The organism is Candidatus Hydrogenedentota bacterium, assembly GCA_012523015.1.
Lineage (GTDB): Bacteria > Hydrogenedentota > Hydrogenedentia > Hydrogenedentales > CAITNO01 > JAAYBJ01.
In genome coordinates, this window is record JAAYJI010000239.1 from 1 (window position 1) to 21,015 (window position 21,015).

The 21,015-nt window shown below is 50.9% G+C and carries 17 protein-coding genes; 12 read left to right on the plus strand and 5 right to left on the minus strand.

The genetic code is table 11. The features are described 5' to 3' along the window. On the minus strand, nt 1-1,321 hold a 1,321-nt coding region (locus GX117_10395), incomplete at its 3' end, for a hypothetical protein (protein NLO33747.1). Nucleotides 1,322-1,899: 578 nt separating this feature from the next. Here GX117_10395 and GX117_10400 point away from each other — a divergent pair. The 5 genes from GX117_10400 (at nt 1,900) to GX117_10420 (ending at nt 6,932) form a co-directional block, all read left to right on the plus strand. Next, nucleotides 1,900-3,906, plus strand: coding sequence for a sodium:solute symporter (locus GX117_10400; protein NLO33748.1), 2,007 nt, complete (start codon nt 1,900-1,902; stop codon nt 3,904-3,906). Between the two features lie 114 nt (nt 3,907-4,020). Next, a complete protein-coding gene (locus tag GX117_10405; protein ID NLO33749.1) occupies nt 4,021-4,188 on the plus strand; it encodes a hypothetical protein in 168 nt (55 codons plus the stop codon). 160 nt (nt 4,189-4,348) lie between these two features. Continuing rightward, entirely contained in the window at nt 4,349-5,620 is a 1,272-nt protein-coding gene (locus GX117_10410; GenBank protein ID NLO33750.1) for a TRAP transporter large permease subunit, read from the plus strand. Then, entirely contained in the window at nt 5,602-5,772 is a 171-nt protein-coding gene (locus GX117_10415; GenBank protein NLO33751.1) for a hypothetical protein, read from the plus strand. The genes GX117_10410 and GX117_10415 overlap by 19 nt, the downstream gene beginning before the upstream one ends. Nucleotides 5,773-5,804: 32 nt before the next feature. Then, nucleotides 5,805-6,932, plus strand: a complete 1,128-nt coding sequence (locus GX117_10420; GenBank protein NLO33752.1) for an NTP transferase domain-containing protein — start codon at nt 5,805-5,807, stop codon at nt 6,930-6,932. Nucleotides 6,933-6,985: 53 nt separating this feature from the next. On the opposite strand, the gene GX117_10425 is transcribed toward GX117_10420, so the two are convergent. Then, complete coding sequence (locus tag GX117_10425; protein ID NLO33753.1) at nt 6,986-8,629, minus strand: hypothetical protein; 1,644 nt, start codon at nt 8,627-8,629, stop codon at nt 6,986-6,988. Nucleotides 8,630-9,055: 426 nt separating this feature from the next. On the opposite strand from GX117_10425, the gene GX117_10430 reads away from it, so the two are divergent. Then, complete coding sequence (locus GX117_10430) at nt 9,056-10,726, plus strand: hypothetical protein (protein NLO33754.1); 1,671 nt, start codon at nt 9,056-9,058, stop codon at nt 10,724-10,726. Between the two features lie 133 nt (nt 10,727-10,859). On the opposite strand, the gene GX117_10435 is transcribed toward GX117_10430, so the two are convergent. Together GX117_10435 and GX117_10440 are read right to left on the minus strand one after the other, a co-directional pair. After that, nucleotides 10,860-11,582 (minus strand): superoxide dismutase, encoded by a 723-nt coding sequence (locus GX117_10435; protein NLO33755.1) that lies wholly within the window; start codon nt 11,580-11,582, stop codon nt 10,860-10,862. Between the two features lie 203 nt (nt 11,583-11,785). Next, on the minus strand, nt 11,786-12,433 hold the full coding sequence (locus GX117_10440) for an HAD family phosphatase (GenBank protein NLO33756.1): 648 nt from the start codon (nt 12,431-12,433) through the stop codon (nt 11,786-11,788). Nucleotides 12,434-12,681: 248 nt separating this feature from the next. Between GX117_10440 and GX117_10445 the strand changes: the two genes are divergently transcribed. From GX117_10445 to GX117_10470, 6 genes are all read left to right on the plus strand, one after another. Next, on the plus strand, nt 12,682-14,124 hold the full coding sequence (locus tag GX117_10445; GenBank protein ID NLO33757.1) for a PQQ-binding-like beta-propeller repeat protein: 1,443 nt from the start codon (nt 12,682-12,684) through the stop codon (nt 14,122-14,124). Nucleotides 14,125-14,376: 252 nt separating this feature from the next. Further along, complete coding sequence (locus GX117_10450; GenBank protein ID NLO33758.1) at nt 14,377-14,535, plus strand: hypothetical protein; 159 nt, start codon at nt 14,377-14,379, stop codon at nt 14,533-14,535. Nucleotides 14,536-14,577: 42 nt separating this feature from the next. Continuing rightward, nucleotides 14,578-15,393 carry a hypothetical protein gene (locus GX117_10455; protein NLO33759.1) on the plus strand — a complete coding sequence of 272 codons (816 nt, stop codon included), beginning with the start codon at nt 14,578-14,580 and terminating at the stop codon, nt 15,391-15,393. Between the two features lie 5 nt (nt 15,394-15,398). Next, on the plus strand, nt 15,399-15,962 hold the full coding sequence (locus GX117_10460; GenBank protein NLO33760.1) for a 4Fe-4S binding protein: 564 nt from the start codon (nt 15,399-15,401) through the stop codon (nt 15,960-15,962). Further along, nucleotides 15,959-17,278, plus strand: coding sequence for a 4Fe-4S binding protein (locus GX117_10465; GenBank protein ID NLO33761.1), 1,320 nt, complete (start codon nt 15,959-15,961; stop codon nt 17,276-17,278). Before GX117_10460 ends, GX117_10465 begins: the two co-directional genes overlap by 4 nt. Beyond that, nucleotides 17,250-19,007, plus strand: coding sequence for a PQQ-binding-like beta-propeller repeat protein (locus GX117_10470; GenBank protein NLO33762.1), 1,758 nt, complete (start codon nt 17,250-17,252; stop codon nt 19,005-19,007). Before GX117_10465 ends, GX117_10470 begins: the two co-directional genes overlap by 29 nt. Before the next feature lie 57 nt (nt 19,008-19,064). On the opposite strand, the gene GX117_10475 is transcribed toward GX117_10470, so the two are convergent. Next, nucleotides 19,065-20,774 (minus strand): GTPase, encoded by a 1,710-nt coding sequence (locus GX117_10475; GenBank protein ID NLO33763.1) that lies wholly within the window; start codon nt 20,772-20,774, stop codon nt 19,065-19,067. Nucleotides 20,775-21,015: the final 241 nt, after the last annotated feature.

The following is a 21,015-nucleotide window of genomic DNA, read 5'->3' on the forward strand; positions in this document are numbered from 1 at the left end:
GATATAACATGTACAGCATACCGGCACCTGCAGCAGCCAACACCAGCATTCTTGCACTGCGCAGCCAGCATCGGACCGGTCTCTGACCCGCGGCATCTATTCCGAAGGCTACCAACAGAGCAAAGGGCAGCGCTGCGAAAGAGCCCGCCCTCCAAGGTGAAACGGTAATGTTCAATATGTCAAACCGATGCAGCAATGCTCCGACCGGAAAGGGTGGGCCCAAGGAGCAATCGGTGAGGACAAGATAAAGCAAGAAAAATACCATAGCATCGCGCCAACGTTTTCTATGAATAAAAGCTGTCAGCGCCACTAATATTGAACCGATGCCAACTGCTCGAGGACCAAAGGGCAGCCAAGTATTCCCCGGATAAAACAACCAACATTTCAAGAGGTGTAAAGCCTCGAAGTTTTGTTTTATGGTGGAAACCTCCACACCTGACGCTACAACCCTTGCACTTCCCGAGCCCAGTTCAATCGCAGGAAGCAGCAACACACAGGAGGCAAGAACGGTGAAAATACCAATGCCCGCTATCAAGATCATACGCCATGAAAAAGCACGAACTAGTTCAGTAAATTTGAATTTAAATCGGCAGTTCAGTAGAAAATCAAAAAGTCCGTAAAAACCGAGTGACAATCCTAAATACAAACTCAATTGGGGAAACCCGGCTAGTGTACTCAGAGCAAAAAACAAGGTAGCCAAAATTGCAAATGAGATACTGGCACGTAATGATTGCGCTTGAAACGCTTTTTTGGCAGCCCAAAGCACCCAGGGTACCCAGACCACTAGCAAGGAATATACATAGAATTCTGTAAAGTAAATGATGTTGAACATATTGAACATAAAAGCGAGAGCGCCCACAAGGCACGCGGGCAGACTCAGCCGGTACAATCGTGCAAGACACACTATGCCCAATCCCGCCCATAATAGGTGCAGAAAACGAAGGAGGTGCAGGCTTACTGCTGTTGCAAAAGGGTCAAAGGAGGGGGTTAAAAGAGCACGGATAAGATGCGGTGGATAACAGGCGCTTGCCTGCGGATCCGCGGCAAAAGGCATACCGCCATAGGCTAATGGATTCCAAAGTGGAAATTCCCCTTTTTGCAGTGAAACATCTAGAAAGAAAGCCTGAGGAGCGAAATAAAACCGTTCATCCAGTTGACCGAAAGTTTTATCCCAATAGGGGGGGGCCAGAAAATACCAATATATAAAGAGCGTTGCGGCTGTAAGACAACCTAATACAAAAAGGAAACCTATCATCCTCAAAAACAATTTTAAAAAGTGTTGTTTTACTTGTTTTTGATTATCAATTACCAATTCAGCCATAACGCTTAGATTCTCCTAATGATCGAGAGTAATATAGAACCAGTCGAAACGGACAACACCACTCCGATTTTATAATAGAGTCAACAATACCATTCCTGAGAATTGTGACCCAAGGATCGATCTGGCATGGTAATGCTAGGCTCCACCCCTTTAATATCGTACAGTAAAAGTTGTCCCGCAAGCCATTGGACACCAGATTGCTTACATCTATTTCTTCCCTTAGGATAACTGCGTTCTTCAGCATGATGCAAGCAAATCCAGCGGTCGATCCAAGACCCTTAAAATTAAGTGTGGCCACAAATACATTGTTGCTGAGAATAATCGGGAAATAGAACTCTTTGAGCATTATGCCAATCAAGCCGTAATATCTATTTCAACTTATTTTTGGTCGATAAATTTTGTTTGGAACCCATCAGGCTTCCGACTTCCAGAGGAATTCTCTAAACAACCGAAGCGGTGTATTTGTGTTTGTAACAGACGGCATTTCACCTATAAATATTTGTTCTATGATTCTATCGTTATTAAAGTGTTATAGCAAGGCTTTCCCGTGTTAAAATAAAAAAATGGAGGCTGACCCTATGTGGCATTTAAATACTATAGACTATACGGTTATTTCGATTTACTTTCTTGCTTTGATCGTACTGGGTCTGGTGTTGGAACGCTTTGCCTCCAAAAGTCTGGACGATTACTTTATTGGCGGGCGGCGTTTACCGTGGTGGGCGCTGGGTGTTTCGGGCATGGCCTATTTCCTCGATATGACAGGCACCATGATCATCACCTCCTTCCTCTTCCTTTTGGGACCCCGCGGCCTATTCATTGAATTCCGCGGCGGCGCTGTCCTCGTATTGGCGTTCATGATGCTGTGGGGCGGTAAATGGCATCGACGCTCTAAATGCCTGACCCCGGCAGAATGGATGGTCTTCCGTTTCGGCGATGGACTGGGCGGCCGCTTCGCACAAGCAGTTTCCGCCTTGGCAGGTATCGTCAGCGCTGTGGGCATGCTCGCTTATTTGATCAAAGGGGCCGGCCTTTTTCTAACCATGTTCTTCCCCTTCTCCCCGCTTACCTGCACCCTGATCATGGTCGCCATTACCACGCTCTACACCATGATATCCGGATTTTACGGCGTTGTATTTACAGACCTCTTCCAAGCGGTCATCATCGTTATCGGCGTCGTTATCGTCACTGCCATGGCTGTGGTCCGCATCGGCGGCGTGGAAGATTTCGGGCTCATCGCCACACAAGTAACGGGCAATGCGAACTGGATGTCGGGGCTGCCCCAATGGAAAACGTCCATGCCTTCCGGTTATGAACAATACGAAGCGCTCATGATGTTCGCTTTTTTCTATCTCATGAAAAACATCTTTCTCGGGGTCACCTCCGGCGCCGACTCCCGTTATTTCGGCGCGAAGAATGACCGGGAATGTGGATTGCTCACCCTGTTCTGGACCACCCTCATGACCGTGCGCTGGCCCATGATGATGGCCTTTGCGGTCATGGGCATTTTTCTCGTCCATGACATTTTCCCGGATCAATCCGTGATCACCGAAACAACGGACTTGATCAAGTCTCAGGTTGTCATAACCGATAAAGCGCACTGGGCAGATACGCTCTCATCCATTACCAACCATCCGGAAAACTACGAACCTGCCCTGCTCGACCGTATCAAAGCATCAGTGGGCGCTGAAGGATGGCAGCAAAAGCTGCTGCTCATGGGCTACGAAGGCAATGTGGATCCGGAACGTATCTTGCCCGCTGTATTGCTGTTTAATATTCCGCCCGGGCTGCGCGGTCTTTTATTGGTCGTATTACTAGCAGCCGCCATGTCCACCTTTAACGCCACGGTCAATCTTACGACGGGATACATCACCCGTGACATTTACCAGAAGTACCTTCGGCCCCGCGCCGCCACCCGCGAATTGATCTACATCAGCTGGGCAGGTGTGTGCCTCATCGTAGTCGTCTCTTTTGTCTTCGCCTATTCCATCCGCAGCATCAATGATATTTGGGGCTGGATCATTATGGGCTTAGGCGGCGGACTGCTCATTCCGGGTGTACTGCGCTTGCTGTGGTGGCGTTTTAACGGCGGCGGTTTCGCCGCGGGCTCTTTTGTGGGATTGCTCGCCGCCATACTGCAGCGCTATTATTATCCAAACTTGGATGAACGCTTGCAGTTTATTTTCTTAGGTATTATAGGGCTTGTTGCAGCGGTGGCGGGTACCTATTTGACCAAAGCTGAAGATGATGAAGTTGTCATGCGCTTTTATCGGATCACCCGCCCCTTCGGCATTTGGGGTCCCTATCGCAAACGCCTTTCCGCAGAAGACCAGGCCGCGCTGCGCATCGAACATCGCCACGATATAGGGGCAAGCCCCTTTGCGTTGCTCTGGCAGATTACCCTATTTATTTTGCCTATGCAGGCGGTCATCGGCGCGTGGCGAGCCTTTTACCCCACCTTGGCTGTGTGCATCGTGAGCATGATCGCCATCTATTTTATTTGGTTCCGCCACCTGCCTAAAGAAAATTATTTTGAGCCCGGAGAAGAAGCAGGCGTCCTCCTTGCCGGTTCAGAGAAAGAGAATTGATCCGCTGTCAAGCGTAGCGCTCAATTGCAAAATGACGACACCACCGGCTGATTCCTCGCTCCGCTCAGAATGACACGGGAAAGCGGAGCTAGCAACAGGGTTGGGAACCAGCGCGTGGTGATGGGTAGGGCATTGGCGCTCCTTCTCCTATGCACTCTCTTTGTCCATCCGGTCCATCCGGTCCATCCCGTCCATCCGGTCCATCCCGTCCATCCGGTCCATCTTGTCCATCCTGTCCATCCGATCCATCCCGCAGCGGAACTAAGGCGAAGCGAATCATGAAAATTCTAGGCTCAACGTGATACACTATGCTGCAAAAGATGAAGCCTGTACGTACACAAAAAAGACTGTGGAAGGCTACCGGCATCGGCAATGAACCGTATTCATGCCTCTTGCTGCAACCCCTAATCTCAGGGTTATTTTGTAGAGAAGATATAAAAACATGATGACTCCCAAAGCAATTACACTCGCTATTTTTGCCGTCACCTATCTTTTGTTTATTCTGATGCCCAACCGCAAGAGCTTAACCGCCATTGCAGCCATTGCAGCACTGCTCCTTTTCCGAATTTTAGACCCTGTACCGGCCTTTGTCGGTGTCAATTGGAATGTCATGGGCATTTTTGTGGGCATGCTTGTCGTGGCGGAAGCCTTCATGGAAAGCCGCTTTCCCGCCTTTATCGCTGAACGTATCGTGAACCATGCCCCTAACATCGCCTTTGCCATTCTTTTCATCTGCGCCCTCACAAGTATCCTATCCGCCTTTGTGGAAAATGTGGCGACTGTGCTGATCGTTGCGCCCATCGCCTTGTCCTTAGCGCAAAAGCTGAAGATTAACCCCGTCAATATGATCGTTGCCATTGCCATCTCCAGCAATCTGCAAGGCTGCGCCACGCTCATCGGCGACCCGCCCAGCATGCTTCTTGCCGGTTATGCCAAAATGAATTTCATGGACTTCTTTTTCTATCGGGGAAAAATCGGTATTTTCTTTGCCGTTCAGCTCGGCGCATTGACTTCTTCGATCTATCTTTATTTTGTCTTTCGGCACCACAGAAAAAAAGTCGAATTGGTGAAAGAGGAAACCGTCAAATCGTGGACGCCCAGCCTTTTGCTGACCCTGTTGATCGTTTCGCTCATCCTCTCTTCTTTCTATGATAAAGAGTTCTCCTATTTGGCGGGGCTCATCTGCATGCTCTTTGGCTTAGTCACCCTCCTCTGGCACAAACAAGTCAATGAGGGCTCTCTTTGGCACTATCTCAAAAAACTGGATTGGGATACGACCATCTTTTTGCTCGGTGTTTTTATTCTTGTGGAAAGCCTCACCGTCACGGGATGGATCGACACCATAGCGCAAAGTTTATCCGCACAGATTGGCAACAACATATTTTTCGGCTATGCCCTCCTTGTTGGTATTTCAATTCTCGTCTCCGGATTTGTCGATAACGTGCCCTTCCTTGCTGCCATGCTCCCCGTCGCCATGCAAATGTCAGATAAAATAAACTTGCATCCTGCCCTGTTCATGTTTGGTTTGTTGATAGGAACCAGCCTTGGCGGTAACCTTACGCCTATCGGCGCTTCCGCCAATATTGTTGGCTGCGGCATTCTCAAAAAAGAGGGACATCCTGTTTCCTTCCGTCAATTTATGGCCGTATCCGTTCCATTCACCATCATTGCAGTAATCCCGGCGGCGGCATTAATTTGGTTTATCTGGAAATAGCCGAGGTTTACCCGGTCTGTGCACAGCTCCGCCATTTGCCTGTTTCCATGGGCTTCTATTATGATGAATCTGTGGCGCGCTTCCGCGTGCCGGCGCATTACTTGAAAGCGCGACGAGAGCGTTTCCCCGGTGAACGGCAAGGACACACTTAAGGGTATAGACCTCGCGTGAAAGGTAAAAGATCATGGCTGCCGTAAATCAACAACGTGTTGCGGTCATCATGGCAGGTGGTTCCGGAGAGCGTTTCTGGCCCCTGTCCAGGGCAAAGAGACCGAAACAATTGCTGCCCCTGAACCGACCCGATAAAAGCATGTTGGAAGAAAGCATTGACCTTGCCGCAGCCGTCGTGGGAAAAGAGCATGTGTACATCGTCACGGGCAGCGGACTTGCCGACGCCATAATCGAAATGAACATTGACTTCCCTTCCGAGCGGCTAATCATTGAGCCTTGCAAGAAAAATACGGCAGGAGCACTTATTTTCGCGGCTGCTTGGCTGTCCAAAACCTATAACCACTTGCGCCCCGAAGAAATCACGGTGGCGGTCTTGAGCGCAGACCCGCGCATCACGGAAACCGTCTTGTGTAACGAGATGATGGAGGCGGCGTTGACGGGCGCAGAGCAACACCACTGCTTGGTCACCTGCGGCATTACTCCCTCCCGACCCGATACCGGCTTTGGCTATATTGAGCCCAACCTTAACGCGCCTTTAAGGCCCGATCAAGAATCGCCGCTCCCCCTTTATCCGGTGAAAGCCTTTCACGAAAAGCCGGGCGCCGACCGTGCCCGCGCCTATCTCGAATCGCGACGGTACTTTTGGAATAGCGGCATGTTTTTTTGGCGGCTGTCCGTCTTTTTGGAAGAACTCCGGGCGGCAGCGCCTTCCTTAATGGCAACCTTTTCCTCGCTGCTCCCGCTACTGCAAGATGGACGGACTGAAGAGACTGCTCGTCTTTTTGAAAGCCTCGAAACAATCAGTATTGACCACGCCCTACTGGAAAGATCAACCCATGTTGCCATGGTGCGCGGCGATTTCTCCTGGGATGATGTGGGCACTTGGAACGGATTGCCCACGCCCGAAGCCTGCGATGAACAGATGAATTACACCCGAGGCGATCCCATCGTGCTGGACTGTGACCATTGTGTCATCTACAACGCCGCGGGCGCAAAAGAAATGGCAGTAGGCGTCATCGGCATGTCCCATGTTGTGGTGGTGACCACTCCCGACGGTGTATTGGTTCTTCCCCGCGACCGCGCCCAAGAGGTACGGCGTATTGTGGAGGAATTAAAAAAGCGGGATGCGCCTCAACGTTAGCGCGAAGTGGACGATGAAGCAAAAACTACGGCGCCGCCGCGGGAAGACGCCCCTTAAGAAAATGATACGGCTTTGCCGGGGAGCATATCTTCCAGATCATCACAGTCAAGCCGTTGAAGGCTGTCTGCAAGATACGCTGCAAGACCACTTAAATGATCTACATCAAAATCAGTCAGCGATCTTGTGAGTGATTGCAGGAAATCGCTTTCATCAAACTGATGGCGCAGCAAACGGGCGAGTAATCCCTGCTCTTCCGTCACATCAATGAAATAGTCGAGCTTCATTAAAGATTCCGCCATGGCATCACGCGCTTGAATAATACGCTTTACATTCCAACCGCGCATGGTGTAGGGCAAAGATGCCACCTCTACCGGCGAAGCGGAGCCATTAAAAATATATTCTTGATGGTTAATCAAAAATCCAAATTCGGAGGGACGCCGGAACCATTTTGAACCGGGAACCAAGGCAGGCATATCCATGCACACAGATTTAGGCTGGGCTAGTTCCAAAAAGCGTTCTGTTTCCGCGCGGGTATGATAGTCGTCGACGGGACAGGGATAACAGACGTGTACCACGGTAAAGATACCCGCTTTTCGGCAGCGCTGCAAGCCTGCGCACATGGCGCTGATACTAAAGGAACAACCGTAGAAGTCTTCCAGAATACGTTGGCTGCCCGTGGGGATACAAAAGCCTATAGAACGACAGCCCGATGCGAAGAGACGATCAGCCAAGCTCTTTTCCATGGCTTCGCTCACATTGCCTAAAGCATAGATAATCGACAGATCTCGATTAAGGAGCAAGTCCGCAAATTTGGCAAGATGGGACTCAGAAACATGAGATGCGTCGATATGAAAAGCATGCGCTTTATGATGCTTTTGTAAAAAGATAATCTCCTCCAGCAGTAGCTCTGCAGACTTGCAATAGGATAAGGATACTTTTCCCTCCTGATAGATAAAACGCTGGGGCTGATGGGAGAACCCCAAATAAAAAAGCGGAAATTGTATACCGGAAACACGGCTTTGCAGCCTGTTCTTAGAAAAATAACCGGGCGCAGGCGCTTTTTCAGAACGTTTGGAAGGAACAGAACCTTCAACTTCCGCTCGAAGTATCATGCCTTGAATGCTGTGGGGGTCTTGGGGGACATCGTCGGCCAGCGCCAAAAACTTCAGCAGCGACTGAAACAGGTCGCCAACAATCACACCCCTCACAAAGGCATAATCGTGGAGCGCGTAGGCGGCAAAGTGACGGGCATGAGAACCTGCCAACAGTATCTTTGCCTCGGGAAATGTTTCGTGCAGACGCCCGCCATAGGCAGCGAAACGACGGTACATAGCGCGGTCGTCGATCCAGAACACAAAGACAGACGGCGCATCGGCTTCCAGCTGCGCCATCCATTGATCTGTATTCATTTCCGGCATCCCGTGATCACGGCTGCCCATGATTTTGTGAAGTACCGGTATCCCTCCCCACCCGGACTTGTGTTGACGTGCCCACCCGCTATGGAAACCGATGGTCGAAGAAATACTTGTTTTGGAATAGCGAGACGGCTCTTCAAGAACACCAAAATCAACCAAATCGCAAGAGATACCCTGGGCAGCGAGCCGGCTCTGTAACGTCAGGAATTGGGATTTGGGGCATAAGGCCTTAAGGGTGCAAGGGCTGCCAGGCAAGAAAACCAGTCGGACGCCTTTATCCATGATTCCTCCCCGTTAATACGGTATCAGCGATTCTGATACAGCATGCGGTATATGTCCGTGTCATAGTAGCGTTACCATCTAGACCATACAATATATAGACGCAATTTCTCAACAAACCACTACATATCGACGTTATGGTAACACAGATGACTATAGAATGCAAGAAAAACTTTTAGAGCGCCCACGAATTCACGCCTATCATTACAAGTGTGTAAAAGGCGTTTATGGAAAACCTAGGGAATAAACCCTTGAAAATCTAGAAATATTACGTAGGGCGCGGTCCTTTGTTTTCTTTTCCGAAATAGTAACGAACCGAATTCTTCAAGACACTTTCGATTCCGATGGACAAAGAATTATAGATTATCCAAATCCCTCTGTGCTACTATAATTTACGGATTTAGGCTGCAACCAATAAGGGCAAGGATTATGAAAAAAATAACGGTCTTTACGTATATCTGTCTTGTCATAGGGCTCGTGCTTTTTCAGGGTGAAGCGAGGGCTGCAGCCTATATTACGCTGCCCCTCGACCAAAGTCCCGATGAGACGCAGCAGAAGCTCTTAAACCATGGCGTCCAATTTGAGGGTTCCCCCACGGCAGCCCGATTTAACGGACGGGATTCGTGGTTAGAAATACAAGAGCCTCCCGCTCCGGGAACCCAAGACTTTAGCCTTGCGATGTGGATTCATACCGATGCTGTGTTATCCGACGGGCTCGGTGATCTGGCCAGTAATTTTGATACCAAAGAACGCAAAGGCTTCACCTTAGGACTCGCCTGCTATGGAGGTGTGGGCAACTCGCAGCCCAACGACCGTAATCTCTTTTTTAGTGTGGATAACCAGACTGAGCCGCAGTGGGAATTTTGCGGACGACCCGGCAACGCCATCCTGATCTTCGGTTTTGCCGTGTATGAAGGCAAGCTGTTCGCAGCCACTTGCGAAGCAGGCGAAGAGGAGAGCGGACACGTCTACCACTATGACGGCGGACAGGAGTGGATCGATTGCGGAAGTCCCGACGCCAGTAATGCAGTGAAAGCCCTCGCTGTTTTCGACGGACAGCTCTACGCAGGCACAGGCCGATACGACACCACAGGCTCCGCCTTGGAGGCCTCGCAAAACACCACAGCGGGCGGCAAAGTATATCGGTATGAAGAAGACGGCAGCTGGACCTACTGCGGTCTTTTGGAAAATCCGCAAACGGGCGCCGCCTCAACCTTGGGCGGATTGGGCGTATACGAAGGCGCTCTTTATGCAACAACCCTCAAAGAAGACGGCTTCGGCCTCTACCGATATGAAGGCGGCACGGACTGGTTCTATTGCGGCAATCCCGAACGGCGCGTCCTGAACCCGAGCATGTTTAATGGAGATCTCTATATGGTCTCCTATGATTCGCCCGGCGGTCCCTTCCGATACAACGGCAGCGAATGGGCCTATGTGGGCGCGACCATTGATCCGCCTATCCATCAAGATTACGGTTTCGCCGTCTACGGCGGACAGCTCCATGTATCCACCTGGCCCCAAGCCTATATCTATCGCATGGACAACACGTCAGGGGCTTGGTCTGCCCGCGGCAATCCGAAAGATGAACTGGAGACCATGGCGCTCATGGTCTACAACGGGAAATTGTACACAGGCACCTTACCTTCCAGCCGCGTCTACCGTCTTGATGATGATGCTACGTGGACCGCGGTAAGCGAACAGCTCGACACGGCGCCCGGCAAATACCGACGCACCTGGTCCATGGCGCTCTACCAAGGCAAATTATTTTGCGGAACCTTGCCAACAGGAAATGTCATGTCCATGGAAACAGGCTGTTCCCTTTCCTATGATCATGCCCTATCACCGGGCTGGCATCATATTGCCGCCCTCCGCGACGGCAAAACAGTACGCCTCTATGTGGACGGTGTACAGGTGGTAAATAAAACGGGTGATGCTCTCCTCGATGTCAGCACCGACGAAGCGCTGTCCATTGGCAAAGGCCCCGGTGATTATTTTAATGGTTCCATGCGCGATTTCCGTCTTTACCAAGAAGCCCTGTCCCCTGCCCAAATCCAGGAACTTTACGAGCAAGGAAGTGCGCTCCTCGCTGCAACACCCTGACAGCAGCCTTTGTTGATTTCTCTTCCCTAAAACTTCGATACATGTTGCAATCAAAAAAATTGCCGACTGTACCCAATCTATGCGATACAATCGGCAAGCATATTCAAACTACGGCTATGGCTGAAACAGGCGCTTAGCGCGCACTCTTTAAGGACGCGAGATTATCGGCCACCTGTTTCCAGTTCACGACATTCCACCAGGCTTCGATGTAGTCGGCTCGTTTGTTTTGATACTTCAGATAATACGCGTGTTCCCACACATCAATCCCTAAAATCGGCCAAACACCCCACGGAGATAGTTCGTGTTGGTTTTCCGCTTGCAAGACAATCAAACGATCATCTTCGGGGCGGTAATGCAACAAACCCCATCCGCTGCCTTCCACCTGTGCCGCGGCGGCACTCATTTCTTTTTTGAAGCTGTCAAAGCTTCCAAAATCACGATTGATAGCGTCGCGCAGCGCGCCATCGGGCTCACCACCGCCGCCCTTTCCGGCAGGCGCCATCACCTTCCAAAACATGCTGTGCAGGAAATGACCGCCACCGTTGAATGAAACCCGTTTGCTCCAATATTGTGCCAGCGAAAAATCGTTGTCTTTGCGCGCCTTTGCCAAGGCCGCTTCAGCGCCATTCAAACCGCTCACATAGGCGGCGTGATGTTTGCTGTGATGCAATTCCATGGTCGCCGCGTCAATATAAGGCTCCAAGGCATCATAGGCATAGGGCAGATCGGGCAATACGTGCTCTGCCACAGCGCCCGTTGTCTGGGCAACCGCTTCAGAACTCATAGCATTCAACAATGCGCCGGAAGCGGCTACACCGCCGGCAATCTTCAAAAAATCTCGTCTCGAATCTTTCATGGTACATCCCTTCCATTTAAGGTTTGTTTTTCTGTGTTATTTTCCTATTTGTTGGAGATAACATTGCGCTCAAATTTTATATTCCCTACCATTTGTTTAGCATACTAAACTTTAAAAAAAAAGGGAGCGGTGACCATGCAAAAAATGATTTTCAATGAGATACGAAAAGCGTCGCAATAACGGAGGTTTTCATCCCCTCCTGATCAGCGTTTCACTTGCGACGGATCAAATTCGCTCAAATCGCTGAGGATAAGATCAGCCTGTGAGTAGTCCTGCGCGGGGCGGCCCGGCCGGGATAAAGCAACGGCAAAGGCGCCTGCCTCTTTGGCTGCCGTAACACCAGCCCAGGAATCTTCAAAGACAACACATTGAGCAGTCTCGACACCTGCCAATTTCGCTGCCGCCACATAACACGCGGGATCAGGCTTTCCGGGTGTATAATCTTCATGCCCCAAATAAAACTTGAGGTAGGGCTCGATGCCGGCAATGCGTATGCCTGCTTCAACGTCGTAACGATAAGAGCCGGACACCACCGCCACCGTGTGCTCTTTCGCAAGCTCTTTCACGAGTGCAATGGATCCGGGAATTCGTACGTCTTGACTGTCGCGCAATTGCAGGAAATAAGGATTGATGGCTTCGCCCATTGCTTCAATGGACATGGTCAATTCGGGGAAACGCTTGAGAAAACGTTCGTACACTTCGGGCCAAGAAATGCCATAGACCATGTTGAGCGCTACTTCACGGGTCAATTCATAGCCCCGCTCTTTTGCGAGCAACTCCATTGCCTCAACCCATAAAATCTCTGTATCCACTAGGGTACCGTCAAGATCAAATAAATACACCGATGCCATGAATATTCCTTATTGTTTTAAACATAGACAGACAAGATCGCAGGGCGCATTGCGTCGGCGCCACTGTATCCTGAACTGTACCAGAGCCGCAGCACGGAATCCAAACCCCGGCCGAGTCCCAACTTATGCTATCATAATTTTTAATATTCCGGCGTCAAATAGGATAAAGTTTCATTCATTCTTTCTTTCATTGTATAGTATGCGCCGGTACCTTAGCAGCCCAATTCTCAGTCACCATAAAGGATAACTTGGCCATTCGTTCTTCATATAGCAAAGCCATTGCTTTCTTCGTTTTGCTCCTAGGCTTGTCTGTGGCGACAACGATACTTTTCACATGGATGAATCGTATTATGTCCACCGATCACGCGTTGCGTCTTCCCGGTTATGACGGTCGTCCGCCTGCTGAATCAGCAAGCATCGAAGAAGTAGATTTTACCGGCATTTTCCAAGAATTTGATGGGGTCCCCGGCACATTACCGGGCACATGGCCCCGATTCCGCGGCGCCAAAGCCGATAATATCGCTGCCGATGCGCCGCCCCTCGCCGACCATTGGGGCAGCGACGGACCGCCGGTCTTATGGACGGTACCCATGTTGGGCGAAGGTTACGCCGGCCCCGTCGTGCGCAATGGACGGGTCTATATTCTGGATCATGACGAGGACTTGCGTGCCGATGCGCTGCGTTGCTTTTCCCTGGACGACGGCCAAGAAATTTGGCGGCACGCCTATCATGTCGAAATCAGGCGGAACCACGGCATGTCCCGCACCACGCCCGCCGTAACTGATACCCATGTGGTGTCCATCGGTCCCCGATGCCATGTACTGTGTTTGGATGCCGTATCGGGCGCATTACAATGGGGCATCGATCTGCAGCGGGATTATGGGACCACGGAACCCCTTTGGTATACGGGACAATGCCCTCTTATCGATGAAGATATCGTGGTACTGGCTCCCGGCGGACCGCAAGAGCTCCTTCTAGGCGTTGCCCTCGCCACGGGCGAAGTTCTTTGGAAAACACCCAATCCCGAAGGATGGCACATGTCCCATTCATCGGTAGTACCCATGACGCTTGCCGGCAAAGAAATGTATGTCTACGCCGCCATAGGCGGATTGGCAGGCGTATCAGCAGAAGCTGCCGACTTGGGCACGCTCCTGTGGCAAACGCCGTGGGATGCGAAGGTAGTGGCGCCGGCACCGCTGTATATCGGCGACGACCGCATTTTAGCCCTGGCTGGATACGGCGTCGGCGGGATAGTCGTTGAGGTACAGCGAAGTGCCGCCGGCTTTGAAGGCAACATTTTGGAACGCCACAGTCCACGGGAAGGCATCGCCTCGGAACAGCATACCCCCATCCTCTACGACAATCATATTTACACCATCATGCCCAAAGATGCCAGCGACTTAAGAGAACAGTATGCCTGCTATCGTACCGACGGCACCGTCGTTTGGACGAGCGGTAAAGAACAGCGTTTCGGATTGGGGCCATGGCTCCTTGCAGACCAAAAATTCTTTGCACTCGATGATGACGGCATGCTCTATTTGATCCGAGCGCAAGCCGACAGTTTCGAGTTATTGGATCATAAGCAAGTCCTGTCAGGTCATGAATCTTGGGCGCCCATGGCACTCGCCTATGATCGCCTGTTGCTCCGTGATATGACCACCTTGGCGTGTATCTTTGTCGGCAAAGACTAACCTTATAACGCCATGCCTTTGAACGCATACTAAAATATTGCCTATACTGCATTTTACGAGAGAAAGGATCCCGGCCGTAAAAATAAAGCAGTCTCCCCCTTTGACGGGAACCCTGCGGAAATAATTGCAAAAAGAACCCTTACAAACCGTACAATATAGGGACGTCTTGAGACGTCCGATTTCGCGGAACACCTGTCTGTCTGAATAAGAGTCCCGCTGTGTACAATCACCAAAACACCAAAAGAAATACTTATGAATACTCCCTCTAAAAAGACACTTCCCCCTTGGGTGTGGGCAATCATCGGTTTAGTCGTAATCGGCATAACCCTTGCCCTTTTCTTCACCCGACGCTTTCCCGAACCGGGTCCTTCCATGCTTTATGACGTGTCGGCCTATGAAGTGGAAGAATAGCAACTCGTCATCTATAAAGAAATTCAACGGATCGCCTTGCCCTTGGAAGAAGCCTATGGCGTGACGATAAACCAAGAAAATCAATTTCTTATCGTTGGTGATTCTCTTTTAATTGTGCTGGATAACGAAGGCAACGAGATAAGCCGGCGTGCCCTAGAGCCCGCGCCTCGCTGCGTTGAAGCAGCGCCCGACGGTTCCCTCTATATAAGTGCCATGGCACAAATCATGGTCTTGCCATCAGCGGAGGGCGAAGTAAGCCTTTGGGAAGCCTTAGACGATAACACTTGGATCACTTCGCTCGCGGCGAGCGAAAACTTCGTCTATGCCGCCGATTCAGGCAATGCCAGGGTCTTGCAATATGACAAGTCCGGCACACTGCTGCGCGAGATCGGCGGTAAAAATGATGTGGAAAGACCCAAACAGTTTATTGTGCCCAGCCCCTACTTTGATGTTGCCATTGACACGATGGATAGCCTCTGGATCGCGAATCCCGGCCGGCTCGGCGTTGAGAATTACCGTCATGACGGCAGCTTGACAAGCACGTGGTATCACCCGGGCATGGCGATTGACACCTTCACAGGCTGCTGCAATCCTGCCCATTTCACCTTCAAAGCAAACAATGCACTCGTCACTATGGAAAAGGGCATTAACCGCGTCAAAGTCTTTGATGCCGTCCATGAATTTCAGGGTGTTGTAGCCACCCCTAAATACTTAAATGAAGGCTGGACCCCTACCGGGGAAACGCTGGAACTCGCACCGATCCGTGATCTCGCAGTAGATCGACAAGATCGTATCGTAGTACTTCACGGACCTTTGCATTGTCTTCTTATCTTTGAGGAGATCGATCAAGGAGCGTAATTGGAATGACTTCAAAAGAAAAACCCGCACGCCGCGAATTTATACGAGCGGCAGCGGCAGCAGCGTTGGGCAGCGGTGTGTGGCTTGCCGCAACGCCGTCCGCAGAGACAACGGTCTGGCAAATTGATCCCGCCAAGTGTGTGCAATGCGGCCAGTGCGCCACCAATTGCGTCATGAACCCTTCCGCCGTGAAATGTGTTCATGCCACCCGTATTTGCGGCTATTGTGATTTATGCAGCGGATTTTTGCAGCCCGGTGCGCTGCGATTGGATACGGGCGCGGAAAACGAACTCTGCCCCACCTCTGCCATCGTGCGCACTTTCGTGGAAGATCCCTATTTCGCTTACACGATTGATGAAGAACTCTGCATCGGATGCGGCAAATGCGTCAAGGGATGTTCCCAATTCGGAAACGGTTCCTTGTTTCTACAAATCAAACGGGATCTCTGCCGCAACTGCAATGAATGTTCCATTGCCGCCGACTGCCCCGCCGAGGCGATACAACGCATCCCCTTGAGCCGTGCCTATCTGCGCAAGGACGCCGGGCTGGAGCATGAATCAGACACATGAATAGCCGCGCCGTAAAATCCACTCTCTCCATGCTGGTTCTCGTCGGCTTTGTGCTCTTGTTCATCTTGAGCGCCCTGTCCGCCTATGGCCAAACAGAATTCCGTTTCCCCCGTCCGGAATTCAGTTCCGATTACCAACACAAAGAAATGAGTCTGCCCCCCGCGGCCCTGACACCGCCGGAGCTGGACATCTTTTTGCTCCTATTCTTATTGGCGTGCACCGCCTGGGCAGTCTTGTACCGCCGTTCACGGAATTGGGTTCTATTCCTATCAATCTTATCTTTGGGCTATTTTGGATTTTATCGGCACGGCTGCGTCTGCTCCGTTGGCTCTTTGCAAAATGTGCTCGATGCGGTTATCGGCTCCGGTGAAGCATTACCCTTGCTCATCGCCCTTTTCTTCCTCATCCCCCTACTCGCAAGCCTATATTTCGGACGGATCTTTTGTGCTGCCGTTTGCCCTTTGGGAGCCATTCAAGAACTCTGCGCCATTCATCCCGTACAAGTACCCAAAGCCATGGATCAGGCCTTGAGCATGTTGGCCTATGCCTATCTGGGCATTACGGTGGTCGGCATTTGGACCGGATGCGGCTATTTGATTTGCCGCTACGATCCTTTTGTGGGTTTCTTCCGACAAGGCGAAAATGTGAATATTCTGCTGGCAGGCGGGCTCTTGTTGCTCGCAGGCATCTTCATCGCGCGGCCCTACTGCCGCTATCTCTGCCCCTACGGTGTACTGCTGGGCTGGACATCGACTTTTTCCAGACGCCATGCAACCGTGACCCCGGCAGAATGTATACAATGCCGCCTCTGTGAAGAAGCATGTCCCTACAATGCCATCGTGATCCCCGCTCCGGCAGAAAAGATTGAATCGCGTAAACGGGGCACGCAGCGGATCGGACGCCTCCTTCTGGTTACGCCCATTGTTGTATTATTGGCGGCAGGCACCGGCTGGAGCGTACACCCCTTCCTGTCTAGACTGCATCATCGCGTCGCTCTCGCCGAACGTATCGCAGCGGAAGAGGCCGGACGCGTGGAAGGTACTACCATCGCCAGCGACGCCTTTCGCGACGGCGGAGAAACAATCGATGAATTGTACGCTGAGGCATGGTCGATCCGGCGGCAATTTAAACCGTTGAGCGCAGGCTTGGGCGCCTTTCTCGGACTCGTCCTGTGTGTACGCCTCTATCGCCTGTCCAGACTACGGCATGAAAATGATTATGTGCCGGACAAGCACGCCTGCCTCAGTTGTGCCCGGTGTTTTAAATATTGTCCTGTGGAGAAAGAGAATGCTCCGGCAAAAACCATCCCCCTTTAAAAAGAACGAATTCATCATGCGCACGTGCGCCGCTGTGGCGATTGCAGCCGGACTCTTTTGTTTTATTTTATGCGGACTACTGCTCCTCAACGCTTGGTTGATCCGTCTCAACGATCCCATGAACCTTCCCGAATTAATCGAATTGCGCGAACGGCTTTCCACCGGAACGGAAGCGGCAGATGAAACCATCGAAACCATACGTCAACTGGATTTGCTCGCACGGGGAGCCGTCTTCAAGTCCCAGCGTATGTTGCGCACAGGCGGATTACTCGCACTCATTTCTGCCGTGATCTTTATCGGAGCCCTCCGATTGGCAGCCTATTTTAATGAAGCCGTACCCGAACCCGATCTGAAGCGGCCCCTACAAAAATATTGGCACGATAAAGAGCGCTCCCGCGAACTCATCGTATTCATGGGCGGTCTTTGGCTGGTGGCGGCCCTCTTCGCCGCCGCATTCACACGGCTGGATTTTCCAGAACCTCGCGACACCATGGCAAGCGGCACTGATTCTCATAGCCAGGACGACCTATCGGAAGGAGCGGCGCTGACCAACCCCGATTGGGAACAAGTGCAAAAACAATGGCCCAATTTCCGAGGACCCGGCGGCATCGCCCAAGCCTTTTATACCACCGCCCCCACGCAATGGGATATAAACGCCAACACCAATGTCTTGTGGAAAGCGGAAGTGCCGCTAAGCGGTTTCAATTCACCGGTTGTATGGGACGATCATATTTATCTGAGCGGCGCCGACGACAAGAACCGAGAGGTATTCTGTTTCCATACCGATACGGGGGAATTGCTGTGGCGCGTGCCCGTGGGCCCGCCGCCTAACGCCCCCTTGGAATTGCCAAAGGTCAATGACGACACCGGCTTCGCCGCCCCTTCAGTAGCAACCCAAGGCGATGTAGTCTGTGCCATCTTCGCAACAGGTCATCTCGCGTGCATCAATAAAGACGGCAAAATACGTTGGGACAAATTTCTGGGCATGCCCGATAATCATTACGGACACAGCTCCTCCCTCATCATTCACGACAATCTGCTCATCGTGCAATATGATCAGCGCAAAAACGGTTCCTTATACGCTTTCCACTTGGATACGGGCAAAGAAGCATGGAAAGAAGAACGTAAAGATATCTCGTGGGCGTCACCGATTCTTGTGAACGCAGAACAAGGCATGCAGCTCGCCGTGGTTTCCACCAAATATCTGGATGTATACGCGCCGCAATCAGGCGCTTTACTATGGCAGGTTGATTGTCTCGCCGGTGAGATCGGTCCCAGTCCCGGTTTCGGCGCAGGCATGTACTTCACCGCCAATGATTATGCAGACAGCAGCGCCATCCGTCCCCCCGCCGATCCGACAACGGACGAGCCTGAAATTGTCTGGCAGTTTTATGATTCACTGCCTGATATTTCGAGCCCCCTTGCCACGGACGCCTTCTTTTACTTGCTCACCTCACGGGGAGAAATTATCTGTCTGGATCCCAAGGATGGTGAAGTCGTCTGGGTACACGAACATGACGAAGCCTTCTTCGCCTCTGCTGTGCTCGTCGGCGAACGTATTTATGCTATCGACCACCTGGGCACTGTACTCATCTTTAAAAATGCGAATGAGTACGAAGAAATCGCCTCACTCTCATTTGATGAAGATACTGCCGCCACGCCCGCCTATATGGACAACCGACTTTACGCACGTACCGCCACACAGCTCATTTGTATTGCTTCGCCATAACCCACGCGCAGCGCTCATTCTGAGCAAAGCGAAAATTCCGCCACGGTCACAGCGGCATCACTCAGGCAAGGGGTTGTGTAGGCTTTCCATGAACAACTCCAAGGATTGCCTTATTTTTACAGCTGCCGCCACTTGTTCGTTCGATGCGGCAATAGCGTTTTCTTCGTCTTCCCGCGCTTGCGCGATATCCTTATCCACAACATCGTAAAGTGCCGTCTCCACTTCCTTCAGATGATCACTGAATTGTTTCTCCAGCGCTTCCGCCCGCTTCGTGAATTCACTGTTCACATACTTTCGCGCCTCAGCCAGTTTCCGTTCATTTTTGACTTCTTGCAGCGCGCCGCCCACCTCTACGGCAACGCCGAGGATCGCCAAGACCGCGCCCATCCTTCCAATAGTCTTCACAATATTGGCTGCGTGCATGGGGCGCACCGAAAAGCCAATGAACCGCGTCGACGAGGTTAAGCCTTGATGCAGGATACTGCCGCTCGCTCCACGGGCAGCAATGAGCCCTTGGGTGGCTCTCGTGGTACCCGTAGCCATACGCCCTACTTTCACGCCCACTAAGTTGCCTATCTTTCCAAGGATCTTTAATTGACCGGTGAAACGATTTCCCCCCTTATTCTCGGTGAAGTTTTCAATATTGAACTCGTCGGTTTGGAGTTTAGCGCAAAACAAGAACATCAGTTCCCCCGATAGGGTGTTTTGAATTTCGTTTTGAAGCGTCTGTTGCGCCTCATGGACGACACTTTCAAGGGTCGCGCAAGCCGCCTCAATCTCTTTCGCCACTTGCGCATCAGCGATCTTCGATTCGCTTTTAATCTCTGCATCAGAACCGACCAACAAGGAAAGCATCATCCCTGTTTTGGTTACGGACAAAGAGAGATCTGCAGAGATTTCTTTTACTTTGCGCTGCAGCCGCTGACGTTCACGCGCAACACCACGGGACAACTTATTGAGCAATTCCAAAAAGGCATTGTCTTCTTCGGTCGTTCGGGAAAGTGCGGAAGACGCCTCATGCAAACTATTGATGGTGATCCTAATAGGCGTGTCCAATTTCGCAAGCATCCCTTTTGAATAGACGAATTCATTTAAGGCGTCAATAAACGTGGAGAATCTGCTCGCTTCTTTAAATTCCTCGTCGTCTTCATCAATACCGTCAAGATAATCACGGGCATCAACAAAACACACAGGAAACTGATCCAAAGAATGTTCGCCCAAAGCATCCTGCAAGCTTTTTTTATAATGTTGAATTTTGACCTCGTCGTCGCCTGCTTCAGAAGACATTTTATTGACAACAAGCATCATTTTAGAGGCATATTTCTCTTCGAAGGCAAGCTTCTTAAAGTTTTCAACAGTCACATCATCAAAAAGCGAATGGGTCAGACAAAAGACAAGCAGGTCCGCTTGTCGGATCGCCTCATAGGTAATCTGATCATGGTCTTGTCGGTCTGTAAAAAGGCCGGGTGTGTCAATTAGTTTTATGCCGTTCCAGTCATAGGCCGTCGTCGTCTCTGTTGTAATATCAGGGCAAATTTTGATGTCACGTCGATTCGTCAGCGCCGCGACCATGGACGATTTACCGGCACTGTATTCTCCGATGAAAGCGATGGTCAAAAATTCACGTTGCTGAAAGGCGCGTAACTCTTGATCAAATTGCGACCCTATAACTAAAAGACGTTTTTCGTTTTCGCGGATCAAGGTTTTGTAATTATCAATATAGTCTTGAAGATGCTCGTTTACTTCTACTGCTTTAAATCCTGTCATTCCTGCTCTTTCTTCCCTCTTTAAAATATGTTTCAAAAGAAATGTGTTCTTGAAAGACGCTCGCCATAGTCTCCAACTGTTCTTTTACCACCGGAGGCTCATCCAAGTAAATTTTCATGTGTTTTCCAAGCACGCGTTCAACAGCGCGTACAGACCGTTTTTTCGGCTTACGAGGCTTTTCGCTACCGCTCCCTTCAATCCAAGCAATGACCCGATCTGCGTAGGCGTGATTCAATTGATC

Excerpts from the sequence above, each read along its gene's own strand:
- GX117_10425 (NLO33753.1), bottom strand. The coding sequence starts at position 8,629 with ATGGATAAAGGCGTCCGACTGGTTTTCTTGCCTGGCAGCCCTTGCACC.
- GX117_10420 (NLO33752.1), top strand. The coding sequence starts at position 5,805 with ATGGCTGCCGTAAATCAACAACGTGTTGCGGTCATCATGGCAGGTGGT.
- GX117_10475 (NLO33763.1), bottom strand. The coding sequence starts at position 20,774 with ATGACAGGATTTAAAGCAGTAGAAGTAAACGAGCATCTTCAAGACTAT.
- GX117_10460 (NLO33760.1), top strand. The coding sequence starts at position 15,399 with ATGACTTCAAAAGAAAAACCCGCACGCCGCGAATTTATACGAGCGGCA.
- GX117_10435 (NLO33755.1), bottom strand. The coding sequence starts at position 11,582 with ATGAAAGATTCGAGACGAGATTTTTTGAAGATTGCCGGCGGTGTAGCC.
- GX117_10470 (NLO33762.1), top strand. The coding sequence starts at position 17,250 with ATGCTCCGGCAAAAACCATCCCCCTTTAAAAAGAACGAATTCATCATG.
- GX117_10450 (NLO33758.1), top strand. The coding sequence starts at position 14,377 with ATGAATACTCCCTCTAAAAAGACACTTCCCCCTTGGGTGTGGGCAATC.
- GX117_10440 (NLO33756.1), bottom strand. The coding sequence starts at position 12,433 with ATGGCATCGGTGTATTTATTTGATCTTGACGGTACCCTAGTGGATACA.
- GX117_10410 (NLO33750.1), top strand. The coding sequence starts at position 4,349 with ATGATGACTCCCAAAGCAATTACACTCGCTATTTTTGCCGTCACCTAT.
- GX117_10465 (NLO33761.1), top strand. The coding sequence starts at position 15,959 with ATGAATAGCCGCGCCGTAAAATCCACTCTCTCCATGCTGGTTCTCGTC.
- GX117_10430 (NLO33754.1), top strand. The coding sequence starts at position 9,056 with ATGAAAAAAATAACGGTCTTTACGTATATCTGTCTTGTCATAGGGCTC.
- GX117_10400 (NLO33748.1), top strand. The coding sequence starts at position 1,900 with ATGTGGCATTTAAATACTATAGACTATACGGTTATTTCGATTTACTTT.